Genomic DNA, 19,841 nt, shown 5'->3' on the forward strand with positions numbered 1-19,841 from the left:
AGACTCAGGGGAGGAAGCCGCCGTGCCCGAGGCTGGGGGGCACGTTGCGCCGCACGAGGTCGGCGAGGGCGGCCTGGCCGGCCCGGTTGAGGTGCAGGATCGCCTCGGGGCCCTCCTGGCCGAGGGCGTCGAGACCGCGGTAGAAGGGGGCCCCGCTTTCACACAGCGCGTGGCCCTCGAACGAGGGCTGCAGTCGCACGGAGTCGATGAAGGGGCTCACGAAGTCGACGTTGACGTCCTGGGCGCGGGCGGCGTCGGCCGCGCTTCGCAGTGTCGCATCGACCCGCTCAAGGACCGTGTTGCCCTGCCGCCGCTCCTCGGGGGTGAACACGGCGGGGTCGCAGATCGGGTCGTGTTGTACGCCCTCGGCGTTGGGGCCCGCGGTGAGCGGCCGGCCGTACCCGGTGAGAATGATCTTGGCGCGTGGGCTGCGCTCCTGAATGTCGCGCAGCAAGGTCGTCAGGTTCTCGCCCATCTGCGGCATGGCGTCGAGGATGGCGCGGGTGGGCTCGCCCGAGCAGTCCGCCTGTATGCAGACGCCGCCGTACCCGGCGAAGCCGATGTCGGTGCCGCCGATGCTCAGCAATACCAGGTCGGTGCCCCACTTCAGCGCGTCGAACTGGGGACTCTCACCCTTGAAGGATTGCCGCAGCGTCGAGATGGCCGAGCCGCTGCACGTGACGTTCGTGAAATTGACGCGCCTGCCGCGCTCCCGGAGTTTCTTGACGACCACCTCGGAATATGAATTCGCGCTGCGGAAGCAGTTGCCCGCCGTCCCCTCCTGGTAGTCGCCGGCGCCGGTGCCGGAGCCAAAGGAGTCTCCCATGGCCACCACATCGAGTGACCTCGCTGTTTCGGTGGCGGCCGAGGCGGAGGTCGCCGTCACGGGAAGAACGCATAGAGCGCCGATCGTGAGAACGGCCAAAGATCGTCTCATGCGGACATCGTAAACGCCCGCGAACGGGATTGATACATTCGGTTGTTCGGCGGAGTAAGCATTTTTGTCAGCGTTCGGTGACGCTCTGGATGGATTGGCCGTTGACAAGGGGATTTCACCCGGAAGATTGCGCGACCTTGGCGCGATAAAACCGAATGAATCACATTCGGGGAGTGAAAGGTTCGCCGCGCAGGGCGTGTTCGACCAGGTCGATGGCCTCGGCGAGGCGGATCAGGCGGGGGCCCTCGCGTCGATAGGCGTCGTGGACGGCCTCGATGGCGTGCGGGGGGAGGTGGTCCTTGAGATCGACGGCGGCGCGGCGGTAGCCGGTGCGGGCGGCCTCGATGTTGGAGCGCACGTGGTAGCGGGCCATGCGGGCCAGGGCGAGGGGGTGGCGGCGCAGCACGCCGTAGGCGCGGTAGTCGGGAGGTACGGCGTCGAGGAGCCAGGAGACCGCCGACACCTCCCAGTCGGGGGTGCCGGGTGGGCGGACCTCGGACGGCCATCCAGGAGGCACATACACGCCCCCAGTGTATCGATGAAGTGTTCGATTTATGGCTATCTGTCCAGTTCAGCGGGAAGGTCGCCGGTTTCCTGGCGGAAGCCGTTCAAAACTAGAACAATGGCGCACTGTGAGTGACGACAGCGAGCAGTCCGCCGAGCGCCCCGGCGACCCGGGCGAGGGCACCGGTCCGACGGGACCGGCGAGCGTGCGCCCGAGCGAGAAGATCGCCGTGGTGGGGGCCGGGATCGTGGGGCTGGCGGTCGCGCGGGAGCTCGCGCGGACGCGGGGCGCCCAGGTGACGGTGCTCGACAAGGAGGATCGGGTCGCCGCGCATCAGACGGGGCACAACAGCGGGGTCGTGCACGCCGGGATCTACTACACGCCGGGCTCGCTCAAGGCGAGGCTGTGCCGGGACGGCGTGGCCATGCTGCGCGAGTACTGCGCCGAGCACGGCATCCCGTACGACGAGGTCGGCAAGCTGGTGATCGCCTCCACCCGGGCCGAGCGGGCGGGGCTGCGGCGGCTGGCCGAGCGCGCCCGCGAGAACGGCGTGCCCGGCATCGCCGAGCTGGACGCGATCGGGCTGCGCGAGGTCGAGCCGTACGCGGTCGGCGTGGGGGCCGTGCACTCGCCGCACACCGCGATCGTCGACTTCCCCGCCGTCGCCCGCCGCCTGGCGCGGGACGTGGCCGACCTCGGCGGCGCCGTACGGCTCGGCGCTGCGGTGCGCGGCCTGCGCGAGCGCGGCGGCGGCGTCGAGATCCTCGCCGGGAACTCCCGGCAGGTGTTCGACCGGGTGGTCTGCTGCGCCGGCCTCGGCACGGACGCGGTCGCCGAGATGGCCGGGCGGCCGGGAGACGTCCGCATCGTCCCGTTCCGCGGCGAGTACTTCCGGCTGGCCGGAGCCGCCAAGGACCTGGTCCGCGGCCTGATCTACCCCGTCCCCGACCCTCGCTTCCCGTTCCTCGGCGTGCACCTGACCCGCCGCATCGACGGCGAGGTGCTGGTGGGCCCGAACGCGGTGATGGCGCTGGCGTACGAGGGGTACTCCTGGCGCTCCATCAAACTCCGAGATATCCGAAAAATCGTGACCTGGGAGGGGACCTGGCGGCTCGCCCGCCGCCACTGGCGCACCGGCGTCCGCGAGGTGTACGGCTCGCTCGCCAAGCGGGCCTTCCTGTCGGCCGCCCGCCGCTACGTCCCCTCGCTCACCGCCGCCGACCTCGCCCGCACCACCGGCGGCGTCCGCGCCCAGGCGGTCGCCCGCGACGGCACCCTCCTCGACGACTTCGCCATCGACGTGCACGGCCCCATCGTCCTGGTGCGCAACGCGCCCTCCCCGGGCGCGACCTCCAGCCTCGCCATCGCCCGCCACATCGCCTCGGTGGTCCCGGGGAGAAGCTGAAGTTTCCGGCGGCCTTATCCGCGACACGCCACTATGGAGGACGTGACCGAATCGCCTGAAGCGCGCCTGCTGATCGTCGAGGACGAGCCCAACATCCTGGAGTTGCTCGCCGCGAGTCTGCGATTCGCCGGATTCGGGGTGCAGACGGCCTCCAGCGGTCTCGACGCGGTCTCCGCCGCCCAGCGCCACCGGCCGGACCTGATCGTGCTCGACGTCATGCTGCCTGACATGGATGGATTCGACGTGGTCCGCCGCCTTCGCTCCGGAGGGACGTACACGCCCGTCGTCTTCCTCACCGCACGCGACGCCACCGAGGACAAGATCAGAGGGCTCACCCTCGGCGGCGACGACTACGTCACCAAGCCGTTCAGCCTCGAAGAGGTGATCGCCCGCATTCGCGCGGTGCTGCGCCGTACGGCGGGGGACCCGATGACGCCGCCGCCCCGGTTGACCTTCCACGACATCGAGCTGGACGAGGAGAGCCACGAGGTGTGGCGTGGCGGCAGGCAGGTGTCGCTGTCGCCCACCGAGTTCAAGCTGCTGCGGTACTTCATGGCCAATGCGGGCCGGGTGCTGTCGAAGGCGCAGATCCTCGACCACGTGTGGGACTACGACTTCCGCGGCGACGCCGGAATCGTGGAATCGTACGTCTCGGTGCTCCGCCGGAAGATCGACAACCGCGATCCGCGGCTCATCCACACGCTGCGCGGCGTCGGCTACGTCCTGCGCCAGCCCTCGACCGTAGGACCGTCGTGAACCTCCGGCCCCGGCCCCGACCCGGCCCCCCATCCTCCGATGACGGCCTCAATTGACCCCGGATGACCCCGGATGACCCCGGATGACTCGGATGACGACGACGGCCCGGCTTCCCCTGCCGCCTGACGACCCCGGCCTGCACGGCGCGGGCCGCACCGGCGTGGGCGACGCGTACGCGGCGAAACCGAGGCCCATCAAGGCGCGCCTGTCCGCGCGAGCCGTGACGAACGCGGCGCGGTCCCTGTCCCGGCGCGCGCCGCTGCGGGTCAAGCTGACGGCGGCGATGCTCGCGCTCGTCGCCGTCGCGCTCACCGTCTTCGGGATCGGCAGCGTCTCGGTGCTCAGCGACTACCTGGTCGCCCGCGTGGACCGCCAGCTCGCCGTCGTCAGCTCGGACGTGGAGCGCCGCCTCGAACGGGCGATCATCCGGCCCGTGCAGCTCCGCATTCCGCCCGAGGCGCTGGTCCGCATCCGCGACCCCGACGGCGTCATCGTCTCCCGGCTCGCCGGATCCGCCGTCGAGGACCTCACCTGGCCGGTCGCCTTCCCCGACCGCCCGTACGTCGTGGAAACCGTCGGCTCGATCGGCGGCGACGGCCGCTGGCGCGTGCGTACCGCGCGGATCGACGGCATCGGCACCGTGGAGACCGCGGTCACCCTCAGCTCCGTCGATCAGATCATCGTCCGGCTCGTCGCGATCGAGCTGCTGGTCGGCGGCATCGTGCTCGCCGTCCTCGCCGGAATCGGCGTCCTGATCGTACGGCGCAGCCTGCGACCGCTGCGCGAGATCGAGCACACCGCCGGGGCCATCGCCGCCGGGCGGCTGGGCCTGCGCGTGCCCGACCACGATTCGCGCACCGAGGTCGGCAGCCTCGCCCGCTCCCTCAACACCATGCTCACCCAGATCGAGACCGCCTTCCGCGACCGGGCCGAGTCCGAGGCCGCCGCCCGCCGCTCGGAGGACCGGATGCGCCGCTTCATCGCCGACGCCTCCCACGAGCTGCGCACCCCGCTCACGTCGATCCGCGGCTTCGCCGAGTTCTTCCGCCAGAACCCCGAGGCCGACCCGGTCCGCCTCATGGCCCGCGTCGAGGCGCAGGCGTCCCGCATGGGCCTGCTCGTCGACGACCTGCTCCTGCTGGCCCGCCTCGACCAGCAGCGCCCGCTGCAGACCCAGCCGGTGGACCTGCTCGCCCTCGCCGCCGACGCCGTCAACGACGCCCAGGTCCTCGCCCCCGACCGCGACATCTCCCTGTCCATCGAGGGCGACGCCGCCCTGATCGTCACCGGCGACGAGGTACGGCTCCGCCAGGTCATCGGCAACCTCACCGGCAACGCCCTCGCCCACACCCCGCCCGGCACCCCGGTCACCGTACGCGTCGGCACCCGCCCCCGGGACCGCCACGCCCCTCCGGGAGCCCCCGCCGACGCCGCCTTCATCGAGGTCTGCGACAAGGGCCCCGGACTCACCGCGGAGCAGGCCGAACGGGTCTTCGAGCGCTTCTACCGCGCCGACCCCGCCCGCGCCCGCCGTACCTCCGACGCCCCCGCGCCCTCCGGCGGCAGCGGCCTCGGCCTGTCCATCGTCGCCGCCCTCGTCACGGCCCACGGCGGCACCGTCTCCGTCGAGACCGCCCCCGGCGCGGGCGCGACCTTCCGCGTCATCCTCCCCTTGGCCCCGGAGGCGCGGGACACCGGCCCGCTCCCCGCGTCCGGCCCCGATACTCCGTAAAAGGGACCTAGGCCGCAGGGCGGGCGGTCACGATGAGGTTGGGGACGGGCTCGCGCCGAGACCGGGGAAGGTGCCGTCGGGGAACCCGCCGGAGGAGGCCGAGCCCGGGAGCACGACCCGGTCGCCCTCGCGGAGGCCGTCGAGGACCTCGACGTACTGGTCGCCCCGCACGCCGACCTTGACCGTGCGCTGCGCCGTACCGCCGCCGGTCTCGACCGTGACGACGGCGGTGCCGTCGGACTGCGACCGGACGGCCTGCGCCGGGATGAGGACGGCGTCGTCGGACTCCTCGACGGTCACCGTGATGGTGGCGTTCTGCCCGAGAAGCAGGTCCGGCGGGCGGCGGCTGAAGGCGATCAGGACGCCGTACTGGACCAGGTCGCCGGAGGTGGTCGCCACCGGGTCGATGTGGGTGACCCTGCCCGCGTAGCGTTCGCCGGCGCGGGTCGCCAGCGTCACCGTGGCCCTCTGGCCGACCTTGAGCTTCTCCACATCCGACTGTGTGACCATCGCCTTGATCTGGAGTTCGTCGAGGTTGCCGAGCTGGATGAAGGTGGCGCCGGCGGTGACGTCGGTGCCGACCGTACCGGCGATCGACAGGATCGTGCCCGCGACCGGAGCCTTGATCACCACCCCGGCGAGGGCCTCCCTGGCGTCCTCCAGATCGTTCTTGGCCTGGGTCACCGCCGCCTCGGCCTGCGCCTCGCTGGTCGCCTGGCCCCCGCCGGTACGGCCGCCGCCGCTCGCGCCGCCGGCGCCGCCACCGAACGCGCCGCCCGCGCCGGGGGAACCCTTGGCACCCTGCCCTTGGCCCTTGCCTTGACCCTGGCCATTGTTGCTCGGCCGGGCGCTTGGGCAGGCCGTGGACGCGGCCGGGGCCGCCGAGGCCGCGGTGGCGCCCGACCCTCCCCTGAGGGTGGCGCCCGCACCCGTCCCTCCGCTCGACGGGCAGGCGGTGGTGGACGGCCGGGCGCTGGGGGTCGCCGAGGGAGCGGCGGAACCGCCGCCACCAGGGGCGCCCGCACTGGGCGAGGAAACAGGGGGAGAACCGCCCGGCGGCGACGAGGTCGCGGTCGGTGCGGAGGTCGGAGCGGCGGTCGGAGCGGCGGTCACGATGACCGTGCGAGTGGCGGTCACCGTGACCGTGGGAGTGGCCGTCACGGTGACCGTGGGGGTCGCCGTGACGGTGACGGTGGCCGTCGGCTTGGGATTCGGCGCCGTCGCCGTGACGGTCACCGTCGGGGTGACGGTCACGGTCTTGCGTGGTTCGGCCGCTACGGACTTCGTCGGCGTGGCGGTGACCGTCCTGGTGGCGGTGGGCCTCGCGGTCACCGTCTTCACGTTCTGCGGCGTGGCCGTGACGGTCACGGTGCTCCGCGCGGTCACCGTACGCGTGACCTCGGGCGTGGCGGACGGGCCCGGATTCGGAGACCCGCCGTACTCGCTCACCACGAAGGCGGCCGGCTGAACGGTCGCACCCCCGCTCGTGCCGTTCTGCACGTTCTCGAGGTTCTCCTCCGCCGCGGCGAGCTTCGCCTTCGCCTCTTCGTACTGCTCGCGCGCCGCCGTATCGTCGATCTTGGCGAGCAGTTGCCCCGCGTCCACCTTGTCGCCGACCTTGACATAGACCTTCTCGACGCCGCCATCGGCCCCGAAGGCGAGCTCGCGCTGGTTCGCGTCGACGGTGGTCCCGGCGGCGGACACCACCGAACTGACCGTGCCACGCTTGGCCGAGACCAGTTCGATCCGCGCCTCCGGCGGCGAGCCCCCACTGCTGAGATACAGGAGGCCGGCGCTCACAATGACGACGCCGACGAGGACGATGACTCCAATCCTCACCACGGCGGACGAACCAGGCGATCTCATGGCCGACATGCTGCCGAGACCACGTGACCCCAGGCTGCGGTGAGCCTGAGAGTTTCCTGTCAATCGCCGGTCGCGGCCCCTCTCATCAGCGTCGCCATGCCGGGCGCGACACGAGATCTTCTATTGTCAGGAAACCCTCAGGAACGGCTGAGGTGGGTCCCAGCGCGCCGTAGCAGAGTCGGGGACCGTGAAGTTGTCGACGAAGCGCAGGGCGCTGTTGGTCAACGGGGTGCTCGCGGTGCTCCTCGTGGCCGGGGCCGGGGTCGCCTACGCCTCCCTGAACGGGGAGTCGCAGGAGCCCACGACGACTGGGCAGGTCACCCGGGTCACGCGGGGCACGGTGCTGGCCACGGTGTCGGCCTCGGGGGCGGTGGAGAGCGCGAAGACCCGGGCGCTGGGCTTCGGGACCGGCGGAACCGTGGAGAAGATCTACGTGGAGCCGGGGGACCAGGTCAAGAAGGGGCAGGTGCTGGCGCGGCTGGACGACACCGCCGCGCGGGAGAGCCTGGACGCCGCCAAGGCGTCGCTGGACGCGGCCGAGGACGGGGACACCGACACCGCGGCCGGGTACGCGGAGTACATCAGCGCCCGCAACGCCTACCGGGAGGCGCGCCGCGCGCTCGCCGGGACGGTGCTCAAAGCGCCGTTCGCGGGCACGGTCACGGCGGTCAACGGCACGGTCGGCGGCTCGTCCAGCGGGTCCTCCTCGTCCAGCGCGTCCTCATCCGGTTCCTCCGGTACGTCGGGGAGTTCCGGCGGCGGCGGCAGCGGCGGCGGCGGGGCGGGCGCGTCGGGATCCTCGGGCTCGTCCGGTTCGGGCGGGTCCGGCGGCTTCATCGAGCTGGCCGATCCGAACAAGCTGCAGATCGTCGGCGACTTCACCGAGGCGGACGTCACCCGGCTCAAGCCCGGTCAGGCGGCCACGTTCACCTTCGACGCGCTGACCGGCGTCACCGCGCAAGGCAAGGTCAGCCTCATCGACCCGGTGGCGCGGACCAGCAACAACGTCGTGCAGTACGCCGTGACGATCTCCATGACCGAGGTGCCCGACCAGGTACGGCTCGGCCAGACGACGACCGTGCAGGTCGTCGTCGACCAGGCCGAGGACGTGCTGGCCGTGCCCACCTCGGCGGTCACCACGGCGGGCGGGCAGAGCACGGTGACCGTGCTGGAGAACGGCGTCGAGACGCCCAGACGCGTCGAGATCGGCGTCAAAGGCGACACGCTCACCGAGATCAAGTCCGGCCTGAACGAGGGCGACCAGGTGGTCCGGCGGCTCACCCAGACCAACGGGAGCCAGGGCGGCGGCTTCCCGGGCCTCGGCGGTGGCGGTGCAGGACTCCGCGGTGGCACCGGAGGCATCCGCGTCCCCGCCGGAGGCGCCGGCGTGTTCGGCGGAGGCGGCCGATGAGCGGCCCCACGGCCCCCGTACTCGACGTGCGCGAGGTCACCAAGGTGTACGGCAGGGGCGAGACCGAGGTGCGCGCCCTGCGCGGGGTCTCGCTCACCGTCGAGAAGGGCGACTACGTGGCGATCATGGGCGCGTCCGGCTCCGGAAAGTCCACGCTCATGAACATCCTCGGTTGCCTGGACGTGCCCTCCGGCGGACGCTACCTGATCGACGGCACCGACGTCGGCCGACTCGACGACCGCCGCCTCGCCCTGCTGCGCAACCGCAAGATCGGCTTCGTGTTCCAGTCGTTCAACCTGATCCCGCGCATGAGCGCGCTCGCCAACGTCGAACTCCCCCTGGCGTACGGCGGGGTCAAACCGGCCGAGCGACGCCGCCGGGCCCTGGCCGCCCTGGAACAGGTGGGGCTCGCCGACCGGGTGCACCACGAGCCCAACGAGCTGTCCGGCGGCCAGCAGCAGCGCGTCGCCGTCGCGCGGGCGCTCGTCACCGCCCCGGCGCTGCTGCTCGCCGACGAGCCCACCGGCAACCTCGACACCAAGGCCACCGCCGACGTGCTCGACGTCCTGGACCGGCTCAGCGAGGCGGGACGCACGATCGTCCTGATCACCCACGAGGACGACGTCGCCGCGCACGCCAAGCGCGTCATCCGCCTGGTGGACGGCGAGATCGTCGAGGACCGCAGGCAGGCGGAGGTGGACGGGCCGCCGCCCCGGCGACGGCATGCCGTCATGCGGGTGCCCGTCACGGGACTGCAGGAGCCGGGTGGCCGATGAGCGCCTTGGAGATTCTGCGATTCGCGTCGCGCGGGCTGCTCGCCAACAAGCTGCGCAGCGGGCTCACCATGCTGGGCATCCTCATCGGTGTGGCGGCCGTGATCCTGCTGGTCGCGGTCGGCCAGGGCTCGTCGGACGCGATCACGGCGAACATCGCCCGGCTGGGGTCCAACACGCTCACGGTCTCCCAGTCCTTCGCCGGCGGCGGGGTACGCGGGGGCGGATTGGGCGGCTTGGGCGGATTGGGGGGCTTCGGCGGAGGCGCGGGGGCCGGGCGGACGGCCACCGGGCCGCGTACCCAGGCCAAGCCGCTGAGCCTGGCCGACGCGCGGGCGCTCGCCGACCCCGAGTCCGCGCCGTCGGTCAAGAGCGTCTCCCCGGTGGTGACCGCGACATCCCAGACGGCCACGTACGAGGGGGCGAGCCACTCGATCGGCCAGCTCGTCGGGACGTACCCGAGCTATTTCGAGGCGACGAACAAGCCGGTGGCGAAGGGGTCCTACTTCGTCAACGACGACGTGCTCGCCTCCCGCAAGATCGTGGTGATCGGGCAGACCGTCGCCGAGGCCCTGTTCGGGCAGGTCGATCCGGTCGGCAAGCAGATCAACATCACGGGCGTGCCGTTCACCGTCGTCGGGGTGCTGAAGGAGATCGGATCGCAGGGCGCGCAGGACGGCGACGACATCGTCATCGCGCCGCTGCCCGCCGTGCAGCAGAGCCTGACCGGATTCGGCTCGCTCAACCAGATCGTCGTGCAGGCCCGCGGCGGCGACGTGGTGGACCAGGCCGAGGCGGAGATCACCACGATCCTCAACGAACGGCACGGCATCACCGGCGCGGCCACCGCCGACTACCGCATCCAGAACCAGGCGAGCCTGCAGGAGACGGTGAGCGCCGCCGTCGGCACCTTCACCGTGCTGCTCGCCGCCGTCGCCGCGATCAGCCTCGTCGTCGGCGGCATCGGCATCACCAACATCATGCTCGTGACCGTGACCGAGCGGACCCGGGAGATCGGCATCCGCAAGGCGATCGGCGCGCCCCGCAGCGCCATCCTCGGCCAGTTCCTCGCCGAGGCGACGATGCTCAGCCTCGCGGGGGGCCTGCTGGGGGTCGCGATCGGGGTGCTCGGCAGCCGGTTCACGATCGCCGGGGTGACGCCCGTGATCGTGCCCTCGTCGATCGTCCTCGCGCTCGGGGTGTCGGTGGCGATCGGGTTGTTCTTCGGCAGCTATCCGGCCAACCGCGCCGCGAAGCTGCGGCCCATCGAGGCCCTTCGCCACGAATGACGCATACGGCCGATGCCGTCGATCAGCAGGGAGAGATTCGGACAGATGAGCGTGACCAGGCGCAAGCCGTACCAGGGGGCGGAAGCGTCGGCGGAGGGGGCGCTGGACGCCTCGCCGTTCGGCGGCGACCTCGACGCCGAACTGGCCGCCGCGCCGCGCCGCGGCGGGATGTCGAAGCTGACGATGGCCCTGGGCGCGGGCGTGATCCTCGTGGCCGGCGTGATCATCGGCATCCAGGTGCAGAAGACCTTCGGCGGCACCACCGGGGCACGCCAGAGCGGGGCCGTCGCCGTCGGGCAGGGCGGCCAGGCCGGCGGGACGGGAGCCGGGCAGGGGGCGACCGGTCGTCGGAGCCCCGGCCAGGGGGGGTTCGGCGGCGGCTACGGCAACGCGACGATCGGCACGGTCAAGCGGATCGACGGCGACAAGATCTACGTCGAGACGGCGCAGGGCGAGACAATCACCGTCCAGACCAGCGGCGACACCCGGATCCAGGTGACGAAGACGGGCAAGGTCGCCGACCTCGACCAAGGTGGCACCGTGGTCGTCCAGGGCGAGCGGACCGCCGACGGCGTCGTCAACGCCACCTCCGTCAGCCAGGGCGGCGCGGGCTTCCGAGGCGGCTTCGGCGGCGGACGGATCGGCGGCGGGACGGGTAACGGCGGCTAGTGCGATGTCCGACACCCGGCCGCGCCGGTGCCTCCCGAGGCGTGGCGTCCGGCGGCCGGGAGCGAGCCGGGCGGCGAGCGGGAGCGAGGAGAGGAGTTCCACGATGACCAGCGGGGACGGTAGCGAGCGGCAGATCGAGGGGCGGCTGCTGGTCGTCGATGACGAGCCGAACATCAGGGAGTTGCTCTCGGCCAGCCTGCGGTACGCCGGATTCGACGTCATCACGGCGGCGGACGGGCGTGACGCCGTGCAACTCGCCGAGCGCACCCGGCCGGATCTGGTGGTGCTCGACGTGATGCTGCCGGACCTGGACGGCTTCGCCGTGATCAACCGGCTGCGGTCGGCGGGGCGGCGCGTCCCGGTCGTCTTCCTCACGGCGCGGGACGCCACCGAGGACAAGATCGCCGGATTGGGGCTGGCGGACGACTACGTGACCAAGCCGTTCAGCCTGGAGGAGATGCTCGCCCGCATCCGGGCCGTGCTGCGCCGTACCAGGGGGGAGCACTTGAGCCCGGCCCGGCTCCAGGTCGCCGACCTGGAGATGGACGAGGAGAGCCACCAGGTGTGGCGGGCGGGCAAGCCGGTACGGCTCTCGCCCACCGAGTTCAAGCTTCTGCACTACTTCATGCTCAACGCGGGCCGCGTCCTGTCGAAGGCGCAGATCCTCGACCACGTGTGGAACTACGACTTCGGCGGCGACCGCAACGTCGTGGAATCGTACGTCTCCTACCTGCGCCGCAAGATCGACACCGTGGACCCGCGGCTGATCCACACGCTCCGCGGCGTGGGCTACGTGCTACGCGCCCCCCGCACCTGACGCGCGATGAAACCGATCAGGGTGCTGCGCAGGTCGGCGGCCCGTACCCCGCTGTGGCTGCGGCTGGTCGCGGGCACGCTGCTGCTCGTCACCCTGGCGATCATGTTGACCGGCGGGGCCGCCATCGAGCTCCTGCACGGCTACCTCGTGGCCCGCGTGGACAGGAACCTGGAGATGGCGAGCGCGGTGCGCCCGCCCCCCGAGCCGCCGCTCGACAACCTCAGACGGGTCACGGTCCGCCCCCAGCGGGCCCCCGGCGCCTACTACGTCGTGATCCTGGACGCCCAGGGACGCGTGGACCACACCGTCTCCGAGCCCCCGAACGCCGACCTCCCGAACCTGAGCCTGTCCGCCGACGAGACCGCCGCGCTCGGGGGCAGGCCCTTCACCGTGGAGTCCCCCTCCGGCTCGACGTGGCGGGCCGTCGCCGTCGCCGAAGACGACGGCGGCACCAAGGTGATCGCGGTCGGCCTCACCGACGTGCAGAACACCGTCTCCCGCCTCGCCGTCATCGTCGTCTGCGTGGGCGCGGGCGTGCTGCTCATCCTCGCCTTCGCCGGTCACTGGCTGGTACGGCGCAGCCTCCGCCCGCTGACCGAGATCGAGACCACGGCCCAGGCGATCGCGGGCGGCGACCTGTCCCGGCGGGTGCCCGCGCGGCATCGCCGTACCGAGATGGGCCGCCTCGGCGCGGCGATCAACGGCATGCTCACCCAGATCGAGGCGGCGTTCCGGGCGCGCGAGGCGTCCGAGGCCGCCGCCCGCGAGGCCGCCGAGTCGGCCCGCCGCTCGGCCGTGGAGGCCCGCCGCTCGGAGGACCGCATGCGCCGGTTCGTCGCCGACGCCTCCCACGAGCTGCGTACCCCGCTGACGTCGATCCGCGGCTTCGCCGAGCTGTTCCGCCAGGAGGGCGCCGCCGACCTGGCGACGGCGTCCCGCCTGCTGCGCCGCATCGAGGACGAGGCCCGGCGCATGGGCCTGCTCGTCGACGACCTGCTGCTGCTCGCCCGCCTCGACCGGCAACGGCCCCTGCTGCGCCATCCCGTGGACGTGCTCGCCCTCGCCGCCGGCGCCGTCCTCGACGCCCGCATGCTCGCCCCCGACCGCGAGATCGACCTGATCCGCCTCGACGGCGCCGACACCCCCCTCGTCGTGATCGGCGACGAGCCCCGCCTCCGCCAGGTCATCGGCAACCTGGTCGGCAACGCCCTGCGGCACACCCCGCCCGGCACCCCGTTCCGCATCGGCGTCGGCGCGAGCCCGTCCGGCGAGGTCGTCATCGAGGTCGCCGACGAGGGCCCCGGCATGAGCCCCGAGGACACCGAGCGCGTCTTCGAACGCTTCTACCGCGCCGACCCCGCGCGCAGCCGTACCGAATCCGGCGGCACCGGCCTCGGCCTCCCCATCGCCGCCGCCCTCGTCCAGGCCCACGACGGCACGATCACCGTCACCAGCGCCCCCGGCCAGGGCACCACCTTCCAGGTCCGCCTCCCCGCACAGGGCCGTTCCACCGACCACATACCCCCTCACCCGATCACCGCGGCGGAGCCGGGGGTGTTGACAGCGGACTCTCAGAAAGACCGCAGGTGACTTGGAGCCGGATGAATTGAGATGGATCCACCGAGGCCCTCCGGTTCGACGCGTAGGAGTCCCGATCGTGAAGCGCTATCCCTTCGCACCATCGGCGAGGAGGCGGCAAACCTCGTCGAGTGCACGCGCGACAGCGGCGTGACCTCACCCACTGACCGTCCACCCCTCGCTCAGGTGGCACATTCAGTGGGGTCACGCACCGCCCGCCCCGGTGTTTCCCCGTCCACCCCGGCCGGGCGGCGAACCGGAGGGCCTTGCCGCCCGAATCACGCGATGACCGTCCGGAAGTGACGGCGATGATACGGTGCGTAGCATGTCGAGCCCGCCGGACTACTGGCCGTCGCCTCCTCCCGGGGGCTGGACATCGGAGGATCTTGACCGCCTGCCACCCGAGGGTCCCCACGGTGAGCCCGACTTCTTCAAACACGTGGAGCTCATCGATGGAGCCCTCGTATTAGCGTCCCCCCGCCGACGCTTCCACGAGTCGGTGGGTTTCGGCCTTCGGGTCGTTCTCAACGCCCAGGCCCCCGGGAACCTCAAGGCGATGACCCACATGGACGTGCGCCTGGGCCCCCGCACCCGCCCGTGCCCGGACGTGCTCGTGGTCGACGCTCTCGCGGCGGCGGACCGTGACCGCACCTGCTACACGCCCGACGAGGTGCACCTGGTCGTCGAGGTGGTCTCGCCCGAGTCGGTCGATCGGGACCGCGATCTCAAGCCGCGCAAGTACGCCGCCGCCGGGATCCCGCACTTCTGGCGCGTCGAGGAGAGCGACGGCAGCCCCAACGTCTACGTCTACGAACTCGACCCGGCCACCGCCACGTACGCCCTCACCGGCATTTCCCACGGCCGCCTGAAGGTGGCCGTCCCCTTCCCGATCGACATCGACCTGGAGAACCTCCCGGACTGAGCCGGGCCGGATGATCGGGTGGGTCAGCCGGACGAGGTGCGGTCCTGCTGCGATTCGGAGAGCAGGGTGTCGGCCAGCGGGTCCGGGGTGGGGGAGCCGGGGCCGAGCTGGCGGGGGCCGATGCTCTCGTCGGCTTCGGCCTTGGCCTGCTCGGCGGCCTGTTCGGCCTCCCGGGCGGCCTGGTCCGCGATGGCGGTGGAGGCCGCGGCGGCCTCCTCGGCCCGGTCCGCGGCGCTGGAGCGCGGGAGCGCCTCGGTGAAGGCCCTGGAGACGCTCTGCAGGGCGGAGGTCACCTCGCTGGGGATGACGAAGAAGGTGCTGCCCTTGCCCTGGGCGAGCTGCGGCAGGACCTGCAGGTACTGGTAGGCCAGCAGCTTGGGGTCGGGGTCGTTGCGGTGCACGGCCTGGAAGACCTGGTCGATCGCCTTGGCCTGGCCGTCGGCCTTGAGGATGACGGCCGAGCGCTCGCCCTCGGCGCGCAGGATCGCGCTCTGCTTGTCGCCTTCGGCGGTGAGGATCTGGGACTGGCGCTGACCCTCGGCGGTGAGGATGGCGGCGCGCTTGTCGCGCTCGGCGCGCATCTGCTTCTCCATCGCCTCCTTGATGGTCTTCGGCGGGTCGATCGCCTTGATCTCCACGCGGTTGACGCGGATGCCCCACTTGCCGGTCGCCTCGTCGAGCACGCCGCGCAACTGGCTGTTGATGGTGTCGCGCGAGGTGAGCGTCTTCTCCAGGTCCATGCCGCCGATGACGTTGCGCAGCGTGGTCACGGTGAGCTGCTCGATCGCCTGGATGTAGTTCGCGATCTCGTACGCCGCCGCCCGCGGGTCGGTCACCTGGAAGTAGAGCACGGTGTCGATGTCGACGACGAGGTTGTCCTCGGTGATGACCGGCTGCGGCCGGAACGAGACCACCTGCTCGCGCAGGTCGATCAGCGGCCGGACCCGGTCCACGAACGGAATGACGAAGTTGAGCCCCGGTTCGAGCGTGCGGTAGTAGCGCCCCAGCCGCTCGACGTTCCCCGCGCGGGCCTGCGGCACGATGCGGACCGCCTTCAGCACGGTGATGACGACGAGAAACGCGACGACGAGAGCGGCGAGCAGGGCGGCGTCCATGGCTTCACTCCCTCGGGTACACGAGAGCGGTGGCGCCCTCGATTTGCATGACGTCCACGGTGGCGCCGGCGGGAATCACGAGCGTCTCGTCGTAGGCGCGGGCCGACCATTCCTCCCCGCCGATACGCACCCTGCCCTCGCGCGCCGTCACCTCACTGACGACGTACGCCTGCTTGCCGACGAGCGCGGAGATCCCGAAGCGTTGCGGCGGCGGCTGGAGCAGATGTCGCCGGGCGATCGGCCGGACCACCACCAGCCCGGCGATCGACGCCGCCACGAACACGATGAACTGCACGGGGACCGGCAGGCCGAGCGCCGCGACCACGGCGGTCAACCCCGCCGCCAAGCCGAGCAACCCCAGGGCCGCCGTCAGCGTGAAGATCTCGGCAGCGCCGAGCGCCACCGCGAGAATCACCCACAAGACCCACGAGTCCACTGTCCCGGCCTCCTAGACATAGAACGTCCTTCGACGCCGGATGGTTCCGTCTCCCTCAACGGTAACGCCGCGACGGCGTGATATCACCGGCCGGTACGAGCCGGAAACGGCGGACCCCCGGACTGGGCCGTCAGTGGGCCGTCAGTGGGCCGTTGGCGGGCCGTTAGCGGGTGGAGTCGAGGTAGGCGGAGAACTCTTCGAGGGAGATCTTGCCGTCGCCGTCCGCGTCGATCTTGGCGATGGCGGCGCTCGCGGCCTCCGGGGTGATCTGCCGGCCCATGACGTCCATGAGGCGCACGAGTTCCTGCGCCGAGATCAGCCCGTCGTCGTCGCTGTCCACGAGGTCGAAGGTCGCCGCGTACTCACTCACTGCCGTTCCTCGATTCTCCCGTGCTGGACCGCCCAGGCCGGGTCGCCAGTAGAGTAGCGAGGAACAAGCGACCCTTTCCGGATTTGCCGTCATTTGCCGGAATCATTTGCTGGAAATGTGGTACGGGGGGCGCTCAACCGTGGTGGGAGGCCGTGCCGTTCCCCACGCGTGGCTGCGGGATGCCGGGGCGTCGCATGCGGAGCCGTACGACCGAGCCGCGGCCGTCGGCGAAGATCTCGACGCTGTCGCAGAGCTCCCGCATCAGCCACAGGCCGTAGCCCCGATGGGAGCCGGGCGGGGGCGGGGACATGCCCGCGTTGGCGTCGGTCAGCAGCCCGGCCGTGTCGCTGATCTCGGCGGTGACGTGCCGCTCGTCGTGGGCCAGCGTGAGCGTGCCCACGGCGTGTGCGTGATCGAGGACGTTTCCCAGCGCTTCGTTGACCGCGAGGACGAAGTCCATGCGCCGCCGTTCGCCGAACCCGAGCGGGATGAGGTACTCGTGCACCTGGCGACGGAGAAACGCGAGATCTTCGTTTATGGGATAGCGCAGGGACGTGCCTCGCTCAGGTGGTTCTGGCACGGTCACCTCATCAGCGATGGCTGTCGCGTCGCGACGTGGCGCGACCACGGGGGACGCGACGTTCGCTGGTACTCACCATAGGGCACGAGCATCCTGCGGCGCGTGGCGGGCGGCCCGAACGGGCGGGTCGCGTCTAGTGGGCCGCGGGGGCGACGCGCGGCGGGTCGCGTCGCGCGTCGTGCTCGCTGACGGGGACGGCCCGCGTGCCGGTCGTCGGCGCGCCCGCACGCCCGCTCCCGATCGGCGTCGGCGACGTGCGGACCGAGGCGGGCCAGACGCTGTTCACGATCTGGCCGCGCCGCGGCTTGGGCGGCTCCTCGGTCGTCAGCAACGTCAGCCCCGCCGCCAGGGTGGCCAGCGACAGGCCGGACATCGCCGCCCAGGCCGGCCAGGTGTGCCGTCGGCGACGCCGCTTGACCGTCGCCCGCGCGAGGATCTCGGCGGCCTGCTGGGCGGTGGGCCGCCGCTGCGGGCTCTGGCTGAGGCAGGACTGGCACAGCAGCGCCGCCTCCGGCGGCAGGCCCGGCACGTCGGGCAGCGGCGGCGGCCCGATCCGCCGCACCACCTCGATCGCCTCCCAGGTGCGCTCCGGATACGGCAGCTCGCCGGTGAGCATCTCGAACAGCAGCACGCCGAGCGAGTACACGTCGACGGCCGGGGAGGCGGTCACCCCGTGCAGCCGCTCCGGGGCCACGTACGGCGGGGTGCCGAAGTCGGCGAGGCGCTCGTTGCCCTGGTCGTCCGCGATGGCCGCGATGCCGAAGTCGAGCAGTTTGGCGCCGTCGGCGGTGAGCAGCACGTTCTCGGGGGTGACGTCGCGGTGCACGATGCCCTGCTCGTGCGCCGCCGCCAGCACCAGGGCGAGCCGTTCGGCGATGTGCAGGGCCTCCCACCAGGGCAGCGGGCCCTCCAGCAGGCACTCGGCGAGCGGACGCCCGTCAAGCAGGCGCATCACCACGAACGCGGCCACGCGCCCCTGGCCGGTGACGGTCTCGCCGTAGTCGTACACCTCGATGACGTCGGGATGCTGCAGGCGCGCGACCGTACGGGCCTCGCGCCGGATCAGGTCGCGGCACTGGTGGTCGCCGTCGAACGAGCCGTCGTGGACCTTCACCGCCACGCTGCGCTGCAGCGCCTCGTCGAAGGCCCGCCAGATGACCGACATGCCGCCCGTGGCGATACGCTCCTCCAGGCGGTAGCGGCGCATGAGGACGTCACCCTCGCTGAGGCCGCCCGCGTACTCGCCGTCCGGTGCCACGACCGAATCATCTCGCGCGAGCTTGAGGCTTCGCCGCGCTTTCCGCCAGGTTTCGTCGTCGGCGACGCCGTACAGGCCCGTGGCCAGGGCGATCGCCACGTCCCTGGCCGAGTCCCTGAGCCGTCGCGGCCCTCTCGCGGATTCGTCGAACTCAAGTGGATTCACGAACCACCAACTCCGCGGGGAGGATCGGGTTGTCCTTCGGCGTCTCGCCCGACATGCCCGCCAGCAGGAGACGGACGGCGATCGAGGCGAGATCCTCGATCGGCTGGCGGATCGTGGTGAGCGGCGGCCGGAGGTGACGGGCGATGGAGCTGTCGTCGAAGCCCACCACGGCCACGTCGTCGGGCACCTTGCGCCCGGCGTCGCGCAGCACCCCGATGGCCGCGGCCGCCATCGTGTCGTTGGCGGCGAAGATGGCGTCGAGATGCGGCATGCGCTGCAGCAGCAGGCGGGCGGCGTGCACGCCCGAGGCGTGGGTGAAGTCCCCGTACGCCACCGGGCCGTCGCCGATCCCGGCGGCCCGCAGCGCGGCGCGGAAGCCGTCGAGGCGGTCGCGCGCGGCCGGGAAGGTGGCCGGGCCGGCGATCACGGCGATGTGCCTGCGCCCGCGCAGCAGCAGGTGCTCGGCGGCCTGGCGCGCGCCGTCCACGTTGTTGACGTCGATGTAGGGGAGGTCGATGTCGTCCGGGGGACGGCCGACGCAGCGTACGGCGACGCCCGAGGCGGCCAGGGTGATCGCGAGCGGATGCCGCGACCTGGCCCCCACCAGGAGCACGCCGTTCACCGCGCCCGAGACGAGCGGGGGAGCGGCGGTCGTCGACGTGGTGGCGGCGGCGCCCATCACCATCATCGCGACCCCGTGCTTGCCCAGCACGTCGTCGGCCGCTCCGAGTAACCGGGCGTAGAAGGGCTCGGCGAAGACGCGGTGGATCGGGTCGCACACGACCACCGCGACGGCGCGGTCCGACCTGCGTGGCGCGCCGCCGCCGCGCGGGGCCCGGCGACGCACGTATCCGAGTTGCGACATGGCCTCGTGCACCTGGCGTCGGGCCGATGTGCTCACTCTCACCGAGCCGGTGAGAACCCGCGAGGCTGTGGCCGGAGAAACCCCCGCCGCTGCCGCAACCTGCGCGAGGGTGGGCTGCTCTGCCATTGACTCTCCTCAGCGAAGCCGTGGGAGCGCTCCCAAGCTAGGCTAGCACTGTTTCACGCATGTCAACAGGGATTACCTTGGTTGAGAAAAAAGTCATTTCTTCCGCTCCGTCCCGACATTGACTGATGATCATCTGAAAAGGTTCTTGTCAATGTGGGGAATGTAAGATCACGATGGTGGTCCAGGAGGCCCCCGTGACCGAACTCAATGCTAGCCATCACTTCCCCGGGTGCGGCCGTGAAACGGGGCAAATCTTCCGGCGGCCC

19 protein-coding genes are annotated in these 19,841 nt (G+C 71.6%); 10 read left to right on the forward strand and 9 right to left on the reverse strand.

All coding sequences use genetic code 11. The features are described 5' to 3' along the window. Nucleotides 1-4: 4 nt before the first annotated feature. Nucleotides 5-826, reverse strand: coding sequence for an SGNH/GDSL hydrolase family protein (locus tag AB0K60_RS35215; RefSeq protein ID WP_364065344.1), 822 nt, complete (start codon nucleotides 824-826; stop codon nucleotides 5-7). 271 nt (nucleotides 827-1,097) lie between these two features. Beyond that, nucleotides 1,098-1,460, reverse strand: a complete 363-nt coding sequence (locus AB0K60_RS35220; protein ID WP_364065347.1) for a hypothetical protein — start codon at nucleotides 1,458-1,460, stop codon at nucleotides 1,098-1,100. Between the two features lie 187 nt (nucleotides 1,461-1,647). Here AB0K60_RS35220 and lhgO point away from each other — a divergent pair, with 187 nt between their 5' ends. From lhgO to AB0K60_RS35235, 3 genes are all read left to right on the forward strand, one after another. Then, a complete protein-coding gene (gene lhgO / locus AB0K60_RS35225) occupies nucleotides 1,648-2,847 on the forward strand; it encodes an L-2-hydroxyglutarate oxidase (RefSeq protein ID WP_364065431.1) in 1,200 nt (399 codons plus the stop codon). 33 nt (nucleotides 2,848-2,880) lie between these two features. Further along, a complete protein-coding gene (locus AB0K60_RS35230) occupies nucleotides 2,881-3,603 on the forward strand; it encodes a response regulator transcription factor (protein WP_364065349.1) in 723 nt (240 codons plus the stop codon). Nucleotides 3,604-3,694: 91 nt separating this feature from the next. Further along, complete coding sequence (locus tag AB0K60_RS35235) at nucleotides 3,695-5,335, forward strand: HAMP domain-containing sensor histidine kinase (RefSeq protein WP_364065351.1); 1,641 nt, start codon at nucleotides 3,695-3,697, stop codon at nucleotides 5,333-5,335. Between the two features lie 27 nt (nucleotides 5,336-5,362). Here AB0K60_RS35235 and AB0K60_RS35240 read toward each other — a convergent pair whose 3' ends face one another. Then, on the reverse strand, nucleotides 5,363-7,201 hold the full coding sequence (locus AB0K60_RS35240; protein WP_364065354.1) for an efflux RND transporter periplasmic adaptor subunit: 1,839 nt from the start codon (nucleotides 7,199-7,201) through the stop codon (nucleotides 5,363-5,365). 187 nt (nucleotides 7,202-7,388) lie between these two features. Between AB0K60_RS35240 and AB0K60_RS35245 the strand changes: the two genes are divergently transcribed. From AB0K60_RS35245 to AB0K60_RS35275, 7 genes are all read left to right on the forward strand, one after another. Beyond that, nucleotides 7,389-8,612 carry an HlyD family efflux transporter periplasmic adaptor subunit gene (locus tag AB0K60_RS35245; RefSeq protein WP_364065356.1) on the forward strand — a complete coding sequence of 408 codons (1,224 nt, stop codon included), beginning with the start codon at nucleotides 7,389-7,391 and terminating at the stop codon, nucleotides 8,610-8,612. Further along, on the forward strand, nucleotides 8,609-9,388 hold the full coding sequence (locus AB0K60_RS35250; protein ID WP_364065358.1) for an ABC transporter ATP-binding protein: 780 nt from the start codon (nucleotides 8,609-8,611) through the stop codon (nucleotides 9,386-9,388). Before AB0K60_RS35245 ends, AB0K60_RS35250 begins: the two co-directional genes overlap by 4 nt. Then, a complete protein-coding gene (locus AB0K60_RS35255) occupies nucleotides 9,385-10,674 on the forward strand; it encodes an ABC transporter permease (RefSeq protein ID WP_364065361.1) in 1,290 nt (429 codons plus the stop codon). Before AB0K60_RS35250 ends, AB0K60_RS35255 begins: the two co-directional genes overlap by 4 nt. A gap of 45 nt (nucleotides 10,675-10,719) precedes the next feature. Then, on the forward strand, nucleotides 10,720-11,343 hold the full coding sequence (locus AB0K60_RS35260; protein ID WP_364065364.1) for a hypothetical protein: 624 nt from the start codon (nucleotides 10,720-10,722) through the stop codon (nucleotides 11,341-11,343). 103 nt (nucleotides 11,344-11,446) lie between these two features. Beyond that, nucleotides 11,447-12,160: a response regulator transcription factor gene (locus tag AB0K60_RS35265; RefSeq protein ID WP_364065366.1), complete on the forward strand. Its 714-nt coding sequence runs from the start codon at nucleotides 11,447-11,449 to the stop codon at nucleotides 12,158-12,160. 6 nt (nucleotides 12,161-12,166) lie between these two features. After that, complete coding sequence (locus AB0K60_RS35270) at nucleotides 12,167-13,750, forward strand: HAMP domain-containing sensor histidine kinase (protein WP_364065369.1); 1,584 nt, start codon at nucleotides 12,167-12,169, stop codon at nucleotides 13,748-13,750. Between the two features lie 313 nt (nucleotides 13,751-14,063). Continuing rightward, nucleotides 14,064-14,660, forward strand: coding sequence for a Uma2 family endonuclease (locus AB0K60_RS35275; protein ID WP_364065371.1), 597 nt, complete (start codon nucleotides 14,064-14,066; stop codon nucleotides 14,658-14,660). Nucleotides 14,661-14,683: 23 nt separating this feature from the next. Here AB0K60_RS35275 and AB0K60_RS35280 read toward each other — a convergent pair whose 3' ends face one another. The 6 genes from AB0K60_RS35280 to AB0K60_RS35305 all read right to left on the reverse strand — a co-directional run bounded on the left by AB0K60_RS35280 (nucleotide 14,684) and on the right by AB0K60_RS35305 (nucleotide 19,575). Continuing rightward, on the reverse strand, nucleotides 14,684-15,775 hold the full coding sequence (locus tag AB0K60_RS35280) for an SPFH domain-containing protein (RefSeq protein WP_364065373.1): 1,092 nt from the start codon (nucleotides 15,773-15,775) through the stop codon (nucleotides 14,684-14,686). A gap of 4 nt (nucleotides 15,776-15,779) precedes the next feature. Continuing rightward, entirely contained in the window at nucleotides 15,780-16,211 is a 432-nt protein-coding gene (locus AB0K60_RS35285) for an NfeD family protein (RefSeq protein ID WP_364065376.1), read from the reverse strand. A gap of 163 nt (nucleotides 16,212-16,374) precedes the next feature. Beyond that, nucleotides 16,375-16,581 (reverse strand): EF-hand domain-containing protein, encoded by a 207-nt coding sequence (locus AB0K60_RS35290; protein WP_364065378.1) that lies wholly within the window; start codon nucleotides 16,579-16,581, stop codon nucleotides 16,375-16,377. A gap of 133 nt (nucleotides 16,582-16,714) precedes the next feature. Next, complete coding sequence (locus AB0K60_RS35295; RefSeq protein WP_364065381.1) at nucleotides 16,715-17,209, reverse strand: ATP-binding protein; 495 nt, start codon at nucleotides 17,207-17,209, stop codon at nucleotides 16,715-16,717. Nucleotides 17,210-17,294: 85 nt separating this feature from the next. Further along, entirely contained in the window at nucleotides 17,295-18,584 is a 1,290-nt protein-coding gene (locus AB0K60_RS35300) for a serine/threonine-protein kinase (protein ID WP_364065383.1), read from the reverse strand. Continuing rightward, nucleotides 18,571-19,575, reverse strand: coding sequence for a LacI family DNA-binding transcriptional regulator (locus tag AB0K60_RS35305; RefSeq protein WP_364065385.1), 1,005 nt, complete (start codon nucleotides 19,573-19,575; stop codon nucleotides 18,571-18,573). Before AB0K60_RS35305 ends, AB0K60_RS35300 begins: the two co-directional genes overlap by 14 nt. Between the last annotated feature and the right edge of the window lie 266 nt (nucleotides 19,576-19,841).

It is taken from the genome of Thermopolyspora sp. NPDC052614 (genome assembly GCF_040678635.1).
GTDB lineage: Bacteria > Actinomycetota > Actinomycetes > Streptosporangiales > Streptosporangiaceae > Thermopolyspora.